Origin of the sequence: Nocardia sp. JMUB6875, assembly GCF_041154655.1 — a bacterium.
Taxonomy (GTDB): Bacteria; Actinomycetota; Actinomycetes; order Mycobacteriales; family Mycobacteriaceae; genus Nocardia.
This window is the reverse complement of record NZ_BAAFGR010000207.1, coordinates 1-11,581: the sequence shown is the minus strand read 5'-3', so window position 1 is coordinate 11,581 and position 11,581 is coordinate 1. Positions and strand designations below refer to the sequence as shown.

Sequence of the window (11,581 nt, the reverse complement as noted above, 5' to 3'; positions counted from 1 at the left end):
GGCGGAGGTCGATATCGGTCCAGCCGCTGGCCTTCAGGATGCCGGTCACGTATTCGCGGTCGGCGAAGGCGAATTGGCCCGGGGCGCCGGGGATTCGGGGGGAGAGGTTGGGGAGCATCGGTTCGGCGATGCGTTCGGCGAGGGTGAAGTACGGGTTCTCGTCCATATCGCGCCAGGCGAGGCAGCCGAGCCGACCGCCGGGGCGGGTGGCGTGGCGCAGGTTGGTGAAGGCGGCGACCGGGTCCGCGAAGAACATCACCCCGAAGCGGGAGGTGACCAGGTCGTAGGCGGCGGGCTCGAAGGGGTGGGTCTGGGCGTCGGCGACGACGAATTCGACGGGCTGGTCGTCTTTTTCGGCGTTGGCGCGGGCGGCGGCGATCATCGGCTCGGCGATATCGACGCCGGTGCAGCGCGCGCCGGTCGCCCGCGCGATCGCGAGCGTGGTGCCGCCGGTGCCGCATCCGACATCGAGCACATCCCGCGCCCCGGTGTCGCGCGCGAGATCCACCAGGATGTCCTGCAGCGGTCGCATCACCTGGGCGATGAGCTCCTGGGCATCGACCCAGGCATTGCCGGAAGCGCCGTTCCAGCGGGCGGATTGGTCCTTGTCGAGCGGGGTGGTCATGGTCGCTGTCCTCGAGTCGGTGGACGGGGCGGAGAACTACACTGTTTCAATTCAAGCCGACTTGAGGTCAAGGCCCGAGGTGATGCCGTGAACAGCCTGGATATCGCGGAGGTCGTGCGCCGCTCCGGCGTCCCGGCCTCCACGCTGCGCTACTACGAGGAGCGCGGCCTGATCGAATCGACCGGCCGCCGCGGGCTGCGCCGCCAATTCGACGAATCGGTCCTGGAACAGCTGGCGCTCATCGCGCTCGGCCGCACCGCCGGCTTCGCCCTCGACGACATCGTGCTGGCCTTCGGCCCGCAGGGCGAACTGCGCGTGGATCGCGCCCTGCTCACCGGCAAGGCCGACGAATTGGATCGCACCATCGCGCGATTGAGTGCCGTCCGCGACGGCCTGCGGCACGCCGCCGCCTGCCCCGCCGAGCGCCACGCGGACTGCCCGACCTTCCGGGAGCTGCTGCGCGCGGTCATGGAGGGCCGCATCGGCACCCTCGAGGCCCTGACCCCGTAGTCCGGCGTCAGTGCCGAGCGAAAGCCTCCTGGAGCCACCAGGAACCACCGTCGCTGGTGATCTTCGCATCGAGCAGTAGCGGTGTGTTCCGTTGGCCCGCCAGCCATTTCGGGACGATATCGAGATCGGCGACGGTGCGGACCACGGCCGCCTCACAGCCCGCACCGCGCGCCAGCGCCGCGATGTCGGTGTCGGGGAAGGTCACCGCACCCAGGTCGGCGTCGCGGAAATGATGGACCTCGGCGCCGTAGGCGTGGTCGTCGTAGATCACGATGAGCATCGGAATACCCAGTCGCACCACGGTTTCCAGCTCGGCGATACCCATGAGCGCGCCCCCGTCCCCGAGCGCGGCCACCGGCAGCCGGTCGGGCCGCGCCAGCGCGGAGCCGATCGCCGTGGCCAGCCCCAGGCCGATGGATTGGAACGCCTGGGTGAAGCAGAACCCGTACTGATCGGGCACCCCGAGATAGGCACTGGGATAACCCATGAAATTGCCGGAGTCCACGGCGACGATGCGCTCGGGCGGCAACAGATCGTCCAGGGCGATGGACAGGGTCCGCGGGTCGATCCGATCGGCGGTGGATGGATCCGAGTAGCCGACATCGCGCCACCGGCCCTCCCGCGCCAAGCGATCGGCCACCGCACCGGTCCGATAGCCCGGACGCGGTGCTCGACCTCCGCCGTGCGATGACCACGCCAGCAGGGCCTCCCGCGCGGTCTCGCCGACATCCCCGTGCACACCCAGGTGGATGGGACGGTGCGCGCCCAGCGCCGCCGAGTCCGAATCGACCTGCACCACGGTGGTTTCCGCCCCGATCAGTTCACCATGGCGCATCGTCCACATATTGAGCGCGCAACCCCACCCCACGATCAGATCGGCCCCGGAGATCAGCTCGGCCGCGACGGGGGTGGCGAATCCGCCCGAGATGCCGAGCGACCACGGATCGTTCCGGAACAGCCCGTGCGCGACCGCGGAGGTGGCGAGCAGCGCGCCGGTGGCCTCGGCCAGCGCACGCAACTCCACCCCGTACGCGCGACCGCCCCGGCCTGCGACGAATACCGGTCTGCTCGACTTCGCGAGCAGCGCCGTCATTTTCGAGATCGAGGCCGCACTCGGCCGTACGGCATCGGGGCGCTCCGGCAGGTCGAATCCCACGGCGGGTATCTCCGCGGCCTGGATGTCCAACGGGAGGTTGAGGACGACGCAGCGGCGCTGGTCCCGGGCGGTGCGGAAGGCGCGCACGGTATCCGCGACCGCGCTGCCCGGACCATGGATGCGTTCCGGTGTCGCGCCCACGGCGGCGGCCAGCGCGTCCTGGTCGACCCGGAAGTTGGACAGAACCGAGGCGGCCGGAGTGTCGGCGGCCAGGATCAGCAGGGGTGTACGGCTTTTCGCGGCCTCGGCTATGCCGGTCAGGGCGTTGGTGAGGCCGCAGCCCTGGTGGAGGGATACCGCGGCGACGGTGTCGGTCATGCGGGCGTAGGCGTCGGCCATGGTTGTCGCGCCAGATTCGTGACGCGCCGCGATGTAGCGGACGCCATTGGCGCGCAGGGCATTCGTGAGGTCGAAGTTACCGCTGCCGACCACGCCGAAATCCTGGGAGACGCCCAGCTCGGCGAGAACTCGGCCGACCACTTCGCTGACCGTGGGCACGGCACTACCGGTCGACGAGGGCGAGAACCCTTGCGGGACTACCGGTTCCGCCCTCGATGGGGAGCGGGCTCACGATCAACCCGGCCCCGGTCACCGGGAGACGGGAGAGGTTGCGCAGCTGGGTGAGTCCGCATTTGCCCGCGCCGAGCAGGAAGTGGTGGCAGGGGAAGGCGGGTTCGAAGCTGTGTGCCGCCCCCGCGTCGGTGCCGACGGTTTCCACGCCCAGCCCGAAGATCGTTTGCTGCGAAAGCCATTCGGCGCAATCGGCCGACAGCCCGGGTGAGTGCGGCCCGGTCTCGTCGGCATTGAGGAACCGGGCCGCGTCATCGGCATAGGCGTCCCAGCCGGTGCGCAGCAGCACCCACCCGCCGTCGGGCAGCGGACCGTGCTGCTTCTGCCACGCCAGCACATCATCGACCTCGAGCAGGAAGTCGGGATTGCCCGCCACCCGCGCCGACACGTCGATGACGACCGCGGGTGCGATCAGGCCGCGCAACGGCGTGCCCCGCACATCGAATCCGCCCTGCCCGGTGACCCAGTGGACCGGCACGTCCAGATGGGTCCCCGTGTGCTCCCCGGTGTGGATGTTGTTCCACGACCAGGCCGGTCCCCGCTCGTCGTAGTGGCTGATCCGCTCCAGCCCGAACGGGATGGTGTTCGAGAACGGCGGCGGCAGTCGCAGAATCGGGGTGCCGGAGTGCAGTGGCGCGGTGAGATCGATGATGTCGGTGGACCCGTCGGCGAGCGCGGCCAACAGTGCGGTGACAGCCGTCATGGGCTCTACCTCTTCCCATTCGAGGCTGTCAGCCTAGCGCTGATGCACCTGGGCGACGGCCGCTTTGGCGGCCGCGGCGACCAGCGGATTGTCGAAGGGCGCGGACAGCTCCGGCTTGCTGCTGAGCACCACGATCACCAGCGGCGGCTTGCCGTCGGCGGGCCAGGTGACGGCGGCGTCGTTGGCGGTGCCGTAGTCGCCGCTGCCGGTCTTGTCGCCGGTCTTCCAGTCGGCGGGGATGCCCGCTCGGATGCGGGCGTCGCCGGTCTTGTTGGCCAGCAACCAATCCGTGAGCTGCTTGCGTTCGGGTGCGGCCAGCACATCGCCGAGCACCAGGGCGCGGTAGTCGGCGGCCAGCGCGGCGGGGCTGGTGGTGTCGCGTTCGTCGCCCGGAATATCGGTATTCAGGTCCGGCTCCCAGCGATCCAGCCGGGTGACCTGGTCGCCGAGCGAGCGGGCGAAGTCGGTGACGGCCTGCGGGCCGCCGAGCAGCTTCAGGATCTGATTGCCCGCGGTGTTGTCGCTGCGCGTGATGGCGGCATCGCAGAGCTCGGTCACCGACATGCCGGTGTCGACGCGGGTCTGGGTGACGGGGGAGGCGCTCACGATCTCGTCGGCGGTGAAATGAATGACCTGGTCGAAGTATCCGGTGCTGAGCGGGTGGGCGCGCAACAGGGCGCCGCAGGCCAGGCTCTTGAACGTGGAGTTGATGGTGAAGCGCTCGTCCTGGCGGTAGCCGATGGACTTGCCGGTTCCGGTGTCGAGGGCGAAGACGCCGATGCGGGCGCCGTGGTCCTGTTCGAGGGAGCGGAACGCGGGATCGTCGCTGACCGCCTTGACGGTGGTCGTTTCCTGGTGCGCCACTTCACTTTTCGATTCCGTGCCGCAGGCCGCGGTCAGCGGTGCGAGCAGGAGCAGCGATGCCAGTGCGCCGTATTTCAGGGTCGACAAAATAAGCCTCTCGTTCGGAGTGCGATGGATGGATTCGGCTCTCGCCGTGTGGAGTTGGTCTAGCGCTGTACGCGCAGCATGCGTCCCGCGGCCTGTACGGCGGGTTCGGAACTGCCCGCGTCGCTGATGAATACGGCGAACGCGAGATCGCCGTCGATGCCGACGAACCAGCCGTGGGCGTGCTTGTCGTCGATGTATTCGGCGGTGCCGGTCTTCCCGAGCAGGCCGGGGATGTCACGCAGTGCGGTGGCAGTGCCGCCGGTGATCGTCTCGCGCATCATGGTTTTCACCTGATCGGCGATGCCCGCGGGCAGGGCGGGCGGCTGCTTGTCGGGCTTACCGGGCTGGCCCAGCACCACCACCGGCGGCTTGACCGAACCCTGCGCGAGCGCGGCGGCCACCAGCGCCATGCCGAACGGGCTGGCCGTCACCTTGCCCTGCCCGATGCCCTCCTCGACGCGCAGCGCGGGTGTGTCGGCGGTCGGGACCTTGCCGGTGACCGTGGTCAATCCCGGTGTCACATAGTCGATGCCGAGCCCGAGCTGCGCGGCGGCATTGGTCAGCCCATCGGGCGCGAGCTGCACCGCCAACCGGCCCATGGTGGTGTTGCAGGACTTGGCGAAGGCCGTGTGCAACGGAACCTGACCGAGGTCGAAGTTGTTGTCGTTGGGGATCTCCCGGCCCTCGATGTTCTCCTTGCCCGGGCAGGCGACCATCGAATCAGGGGTGACCTCACCGGCCTGCAAGGCGGCCGAGACGGTCACGGTCTTGAAGGTCGAACCCGGCGGGTACAGGCCGGTGAGACCGATCGGACCCTGCGCGTCTCCGGCCGCGTTCTGGGCCATGGCCAGGACATTCCCGGTCGAGGGTTGCAGGGCGACGATCGCGGCGGGGGTCGTGATCGGTGCCAGCGCGGCCTCCGCCGCACGCTGCAAAGCGACATCGACGGTGGTGTGAATATCGCTGACCGGCTTGGGATCCGGTCCGCCCACCCGCTGCGTGCCATCGCTGCCCTGCGCGCGCACCGCCCAGCCCGCCGCGGCATCGGCCTGCTGCTGCCACAGGTCCGCGAGACCCGAGAAGGTCGGTGACGCAAGGGATTTGTCGACGGTCAGCAACCGAGTCTGCTGGGACATGGTGACATTTGCCAGGTTGGCCAGCGCGGGCTGGACCGTCGCGTAATCGGATTCGCGCAAGGTCACCGCGGTGACCGGTTTGCCCTGCGCCGCGGCCAGATCCGAATTCAGGCTGGTGGCGGTCACATCCGGCGCGACCGGCTGCAGGGCCGCCGCGACCGCCGCGGTGTCGGCCCCGGGCGCCACGTTCACCAGCGTCACCACCTGCTGGGTGAGCAGGTCCCCGCCCACGCTGTCGAGAATCTTGGCGGGAGCCGGGTAGGCGATGCCGTAGGACAGCGGGCCGATATTCAATCCGGGTGCGATGGTGGCGGGATCCCACTGGATCTTCCAGTCACCGCCGGACTGATTCGCCCGCCCGGTGGTCGTGTACGTCCACTCGTCCTTGCCGTCTTTCCCGAGCTTCCAGGTGGCGTTCAGGGTGAAGGTGCCGCCGCCGTCGGTCTTCTCGACCTTGCTCGCGGTGAAGCGCACCTGCTTGCCCAGATTGTCGTACAGCGTGCCCAGCGTGGAGGTGGCCGTGGTCGGATCGCTGGTCGCCTTCGCGGCCGCGGGCACGTCGTCCCGGGTGAGCGCGTCGGCGAAGGAATCGACCGTCTTGGACAAGCCTGACGTGGAATCCGATCCCGAGCACGCCGTCGCCGTCACCAACATTACCGCGGCCCAGACACCCGTGACTGCCCTCCTGCTGAACTCTGCCATGAATGCCACCCCAACACGGATGACCGGTCGCTGTCCAAGACCAACACGAGTGAGAACCGATAAGCCTTTCGCTATCGTTCGAGCGTGGACGATATCTTCCGGACGGCCGGTGTCGAGGGCCGATTACATGCGCGCTGCCTCGACTGTGACGGCGAATTCGGCTGGTGTGCGGACGAACCGGTGGTGCTGTCCTCGGTGATGAAGGTGCCGCTGGTGCTGGAGTTCGCGCGGCAGGTGGCGGCGGGCCAGCTCGACGCCACCGACCGGGTTCGGGCCACGGCCGCGGATCGGCTGGGCGGGGTCGGGACGGCGGGCTGCCTCGACGATGTCGAGTACAGCCTGCGCGACGCCGCGTACCTGGCGCTGACCATCAGCGACAACACCGCCGCCGATCTGCTCTTCGACCGGGTCGGGATCGAGAACGTACGCTCGCTGGTGCGCGAACTCGGACTCACGCAAACCCGCATCGAAGGCTCGATTCGCGACATCCTCTACAGCATGGCCGAGGACATCGGCGCGCGTGACCTGCATGAATTCGCCCGGCGGTATCCGGAATCGAGTGCCGCCGAGGTGCTCGGCACGCGCGCGGTGGATCCGCTGCGCACCACCGCGAGCACCGCGCGCGATATGACGAGGCTGCTCCGGCTGATCGGCCGGGACGAGGCCGGGCCGCCCGAGGCGTGCGGGTGGGTGCGGGATCTCATGCGGCAGCAGGCCTTCGGGCATCGGCTGCCCGCCGGATTCCCGCCCGGCACCGATATCTGGTCCAAGACCGGGACGCTGCCCGGCATCCGCAATGACATCGGCGTCGTCGGATATCCGGATGGAAGTCGTTACGCCATAGCGGTTTTCACCGTCTCACACATCCTGGCCGGGCGGCAGCCCGCGGTGGACCGGGCCATCGGCGATGCGGCCCGGCTGGCGGTGGAGCGCATCGTTCACGGCCTGCCCGCCACCACATCCCACGGCCGGCGCTGCGCCGCCTCCTGAATCGGGGCCGGGCGCGACGCGCCGTCGCCCTGCACCACGGTCACGACCAGCTCGGCGAGCTCCCGCACCAGCGGATGCGGCGCGGCGGCGGGCCAGGCCAGCGCGAGCCGCCAGCTCAGGGTGCCCTCGGGCAGCGGCCGCCACACCACGCGCGGCTCCTTCTGCGCGACCAGGCCCTGGTCGAAGGCGACGCCGCGGCCGGAAAGCACCATGCCGAGCACGAATTCGGGATTGCGGGCGTGCTGCACCGAGGTGGGGCGGAAGCCGTGCTCCCAGCAGGTGCGCAGGGTGGCGTCGTAGAGGCCGGGCGCGGCGGCGCGCGGGAAGATCACCAGCCCGTGCCCCGCGAGATCGGCCAGGGTCAGCGCGGAGCGCGCGGCCAGCGGCGAATCCCGGGGCAGCACCACACCCAGCGGCGTCTCCACCGCCGGACCCGATTCCAGCCCGACCACATCCACCGGATGCTGCAGCAGCCCCGCGTCCAGCTGCCGATCCGCCAGCAGCCGAACCTGTTCCGCGGTGGTCAGCTCCTGCAGGTCCACCCGCACCTCGCGGCTCTCGAACGCGGTGACCAGCGCGGCCAGCACCCGGCCCGCCAGCTCCGGCGGCACTCCCACCCGCAGCGCGTCGATCTCGCCGCGATGGGCCTTGCCCACGAGCGCGGCCGCCCGCTCCCACCGTGCGATCAGATCCCGGGCCTCCACCAGCAGGATCTGGCCCGCCTCGGTCAGCTCGACCCGCCTGCTGTCCCGTTCGAGCAACCGCGCCCCGAGCTCGCTCTCCAGCTTGCGGATCCGCTGACTCAGCGCGGGCTGCGCGATCCGCAACCGCTCGGCCGCGCGCCCGAAGTGCAGTTCTTCGGCCACGGCGATGAAGTAGCGCAACTGACGCAGCGGATCCATCCGTCCGACGATATCGGTTTCCTTATCGCCGGGCGCGGGGGTTCAGCCGCGGGCCCGGACCTCGAGAATCTGCAGGCAGCGCCCGATCGGCCCCTGCTGATCGTGCAGCACGGTCGAGCACATGCCGACGCCGTCGGGCCCGATCGAGGTCTCGACCGCCAGCCCGATCCATTCACCCACCGGCAGCCGGAACAAGTCGATCGTCAGATCGGTGTTGAGGAACGTGTACTTGTACGGATCCAGCCGCGCGCCAATGCCATTGGCGATATCCGCCACCGAGAACACTCGCACCAGCGGCGAGATCTCCTCGCCCTCGACCACCTCGACCAGCGGCCGCACCCACACCCGCCGCGCGCCGCCGTCGCCTTCCACGGCCCGGATCTCCACGGATTTCACGTACCCGACATCCCACCCGTCCGGCACGCCCCACCCGATCTCGGACGCCGCGGGCACCGGCGGCAGCGGCGCATCCGCGGCGTACGCGACCGACGACGTATCCGACGTGGCGATCCGCCAGGCCGCGGCCTTGGCCACCGCCCGCGCGCTCCCGTCCGCATGCCGCGCGACCAGTTCCGCGGCCACCAACTCGACCCGCCGCCCCGGCCGCTCCACCCAGGCCCGCACCTCGATCTCCCCGACCGGAACCGGCCCCAGAATCTCCATGGTCAGCCGCGTCACCCGCATCCCCTCGCGCGGCTCGCACTGCTCCACCGCTCGAGCCAGCAGTGCCGAGGGCGGCGCACCGTGCTGCATGCTCGCCGCCCACACGCTCACCGTCGAAGCACTGGCCGAATACCGCTGGTACCCCTCGGCTCCCGTGCCGAGCGCGACGTAGTACGCCTTGGTCCCCGCCTCGTCGCCCGAGACCGCCTCTTCCGCCTTTGTCACGTCATGTACTCGGCTCACCCGGTCAACGTATCAGCCCACGTCGGAACCACTAGACGGTGTACGACAACCGGCGAGTTCCGCGGCTCGTCGCGAATCGGGCGCGATTTCGGCAAAACCTTGACAGTGGTCGGCGAAAGTGGGCAGGCTTCACGAGGCGCAATTGTTGTCTCGACAATTGCCGCGCAGGTCCGGTTGTCGGCGGCACCGCAATTCGCGGAGACGATTCGACAGCGCTCGGAGATTCGGAAGACGCGGATGGATCCCGCGTCTCATCTCGTAGTTTCGGACGAAACCTACCAATGCGGAGGTTGGAATGTCTGATCGCAAGCACGGCCGAAAACACGGCCAGGTGGCCGCCAAGGTCAAGCAGGGCATGAAGGACCAGGGCCAGCGTATCGAGCGGGACATGGATCGCATGGCCGACGACGCCAAACGCGATATGGACCGGCTGGGCGCGGGCATGCAGCGTGAGGCCCAGCAGGCGCGATCGGATATGCGAGAGATGAACAAGGACATGAAGCGGAAGCTTCAGCACCACTGACCCGGGAGGGTGACCCTATGAAAAATGGCCGGTCCCCCGCACAAATCTGTGAGGGACCGGCCATTCCGGTTACCTGAGGGGTTCCAATTACATGACGAGTTCCGCCACGAAGCCGCCGATCGTGAATGCCCCGATGACGAACGCCGCGATGCGCGAATTGATCGGGCGGGGCTGCTGAACGGCGAACAGGCCGAAGTTCTTCACCGAGCCACGTGTCTGGTCGTACATGGTTCCTCCAAACTTTTGGGCCGCCCCGGTGTGGTGGTTCCACCCCGTCGAATACCCAATGTCCCTCTCCGACTGTGTTTTCGAAGTTCGGGACGTCAACGCGAATTACGCACTAAGTATTACCATGTCCGGACCCCTTGGGCCATGGGTGTTCCGGGCCACAATCGGGCCGGTGTGATCCCGGATATGCCCAGCAAGGCACCCCTTTCGTAGACCCTCGCCAAACCGCCACCCGCAATCGGCGGTGGGCTTCGGAGAATCACACCAAGGAATAAGGGAATTCGGCATGCGCGGGCCCGGAAACGTGTGCACGCCGTCACCATGAGATCTGCGCCACGGCCGTTGTCGCGGAGGGTGGATCCGTGGTGGCGAAGGTCGGATTCCGGGCGCACACTGGGAACGGACAGCCGAATTCCACTCGCGGAGTTGATGAAATGGCGACCAACGGACCCCTCGGATTCGACCCGGAAGACCTCGAGCGCGCCCTGCGCGAGGCGGGCATCGATGTCCGCGATCTGCTCGGCAAGGCCTCCGACTACCTGGACCGCAGCAGCTCGAACCCGCTCGGGGCGCTGCTCGGGTTCCTCGTGCCGCCGCCCGAACGGGCCGCTCCGCCGAAGGCCGAGGGTCCCACCACCGGTGAATCCGGCGACGGCGTGTGGGCGATCTACTTCGTGGACGAGAACGGCGGCGCGACGGTCGATCAGGTCTTCGCCACCGAGCTCGATGCCCTGCGCGCACATCGCGACAACACCGACCCGAAGCGCAAGGTTCGCTTCCTGCCCTACGGCGTCGCGGTGAGCGTCCTCGACGCGACCTGAGCCGAACGGGCGGGCGCGGCGACCGCGGACGTCCGGGTGCGGCGCGCACCGGAGGTGTACCAGTAGACCGCGCCCACGAGCAGGCCGCCGCCGACGATATTGCCCGGCACGGTGTAGATCAGATTGCGGCCGAGATCGGCGAAACTCGCCTGGCCCTCGAAGATTCCGATCGTGTACAGCGACATGTTCGCCACGCAGTGCTCGAAGCCGACGGCCACGAACACCAGCACCGGCATCCACAGCAGGGCGATCTTCGCGCCGGAGTTCTGCACCCGGGAGAACATCCAGACCGCGAGGCAGACCAGCATGTTGCACAGCACCGCGCGCCAGAAGAGCTGACCGCCCGCCAGCGAGTTCTTCGCCGAAAGCAGTTCGGTGAGCATGGCTTTGGCGGTGGGGGAGGACGTGACGCCCGAGCCGTGCACCATGGCCGCGAAGACCAGCGTGCCCGCGAAGTTGCCGAAGAGGGTGGCCGCCCAGGCCAGCAGCATGTCCTTGACGCCGGTGCGGCCGGACAGCACGCCCACCAGCATGATCATGACCGTCGAGGTGAACAGCTGCGCGCCGGCGAACATGACCAGCGTCAGCGCGATCGGGAACACCGCCCCCTCGAGCAGCTTCACCCCCGCGGAATGCTCGGCCACGAACGGTGACACCGCCACCAGCAGCAGCACCTCACCGACCGCGATGAACGCACCCGCCAGCATGGCCGACACCAGGAACCGCCCCGGCCCGCGCATCTCCTCGGCCTTGTGAACGGCCTGGTCAACGGTACTGGCGACATTCTCGGCGACGGTATTCACTCCCTCCACGCTAGAACCCGCCCCGCCTCCCCGACACTGACCAATGTCCCGAATC

The 11,581-nt window shown here is 68.7% G+C and carries 13 protein-coding genes; 4 read left to right on the top strand and 9 right to left on the bottom strand.

The window, feature by feature from the left end; genetic code table 11:
- Positions 1–625, bottom strand: a 625-nt coding sequence (locus ACAM49_RS34675) for a class I SAM-dependent methyltransferase (protein ID WP_369639768.1), incomplete at its 3' end; no start/stop codon positions are given.
- 87 nt (positions 626–712) lie between these two features.
- Between ACAM49_RS34675 and ACAM49_RS34670 the strand changes: the two genes are divergently transcribed.
- Positions 713–1,135 carry a helix-turn-helix domain-containing protein gene (locus tag ACAM49_RS34670; protein WP_369639767.1) on the top strand — a complete coding sequence of 141 codons (423 nt, stop codon included), beginning with the start codon at positions 713–715 and terminating at the stop codon, positions 1,133–1,135.
- Between the two features lie 7 nt (positions 1,136–1,142).
- Here the strand turns inward: ACAM49_RS34670 and ACAM49_RS34665 are convergent, their stop codons facing one another.
- Genes ACAM49_RS34665 through ACAM49_RS34650 form a run of 4 tightly spaced genes read right to left on the bottom strand, consistent with a single transcriptional unit; the run spans position 1,143 to position 6,305 of the window.
- Complete coding sequence (locus ACAM49_RS34665) at positions 1,143–2,789, bottom strand: thiamine pyrophosphate-binding protein (RefSeq protein WP_369639766.1); 1,647 nt, start codon at positions 2,787–2,789, stop codon at positions 1,143–1,145.
- 4 nt (positions 2,790–2,793) lie between these two features.
- On the bottom strand, positions 2,794–3,564 hold the full coding sequence (locus ACAM49_RS34660) for a cyclase family protein (RefSeq protein ID WP_369639765.1): 771 nt from the start codon (positions 3,562–3,564) through the stop codon (positions 2,794–2,796).
- A 33-nt stretch (positions 3,565–3,597) separates the two neighbouring features.
- Entirely contained in the window at positions 3,598–4,515 is a 918-nt protein-coding gene (bla, locus tag ACAM49_RS34655) for a class A beta-lactamase (protein ID WP_369639764.1), read from the bottom strand.
- A 59-nt stretch (positions 4,516–4,574) separates the two neighbouring features.
- Positions 4,575–6,305 (bottom strand): penicillin-binding transpeptidase domain-containing protein, encoded by a 1,731-nt coding sequence (locus ACAM49_RS34650; protein WP_369639769.1) that lies wholly within the window; start codon positions 6,303–6,305, stop codon positions 4,575–4,577.
- Between the two features lie 132 nt (positions 6,306–6,437).
- Between ACAM49_RS34650 and ACAM49_RS34645 the strand changes: the two genes are divergently transcribed.
- Entirely contained in the window at positions 6,438–7,343 is a 906-nt protein-coding gene (locus tag ACAM49_RS34645) for a serine hydrolase (protein ID WP_369639763.1), read from the top strand.
- Here the strand turns inward: ACAM49_RS34645 and ACAM49_RS34640 are convergent.
- Both ACAM49_RS34640 and ACAM49_RS34635 read right to left on the bottom strand, forming a co-directional pair.
- Positions 7,292–8,245, bottom strand: a complete 954-nt coding sequence (locus ACAM49_RS34640) for a LysR substrate-binding domain-containing protein (RefSeq protein ID WP_369639762.1) — start codon at positions 8,243–8,245, stop codon at positions 7,292–7,294. The two genes, ACAM49_RS34645 and ACAM49_RS34640, sit on opposite strands and share 52 nt — an antisense overlap.
- Positions 8,246–8,287: 42 nt before the next feature.
- Positions 8,288–9,133, bottom strand: coding sequence for a thioesterase family protein (locus tag ACAM49_RS34635; RefSeq protein ID WP_369639761.1), 846 nt, complete (start codon positions 9,131–9,133; stop codon positions 8,288–8,290).
- Positions 9,134–9,446: 313 nt separating this feature from the next.
- Between ACAM49_RS34635 and ACAM49_RS34630 the strand changes: the two genes are divergently transcribed.
- On the top strand, positions 9,447–9,674 hold the full coding sequence (locus ACAM49_RS34630; RefSeq protein ID WP_369639760.1) for a hypothetical protein: 228 nt from the start codon (positions 9,447–9,449) through the stop codon (positions 9,672–9,674).
- Between the two features lie 87 nt (positions 9,675–9,761).
- Here ACAM49_RS34630 and ACAM49_RS34625 read toward each other — a convergent pair whose 3' ends face one another.
- On the bottom strand, positions 9,762–9,902 hold the full coding sequence (locus ACAM49_RS34625) for a hypothetical protein (protein ID WP_369639759.1): 141 nt from the start codon (positions 9,900–9,902) through the stop codon (positions 9,762–9,764).
- 434 nt (positions 9,903–10,336) lie between these two features.
- Between ACAM49_RS34625 and ACAM49_RS34620 the strand changes: the two genes are divergently transcribed.
- The gene (locus ACAM49_RS34620; protein ID WP_369639758.1) at positions 10,337–10,723 is read left to right on the top strand and encodes a hypothetical protein; all 387 of its coding nucleotides are present in this window, start codon (positions 10,337–10,339) and stop codon (positions 10,721–10,723) included.
- Here the strand turns inward: ACAM49_RS34620 and ACAM49_RS34615 are convergent.
- Positions 10,687–11,526, bottom strand: coding sequence for a formate/nitrite transporter family protein (locus ACAM49_RS34615; protein WP_369639757.1), 840 nt, complete (start codon positions 11,524–11,526; stop codon positions 10,687–10,689). The two genes, ACAM49_RS34620 and ACAM49_RS34615, sit on opposite strands and share 37 nt — an antisense overlap.
- Positions 11,527–11,581: the final 55 nt, after the last annotated feature.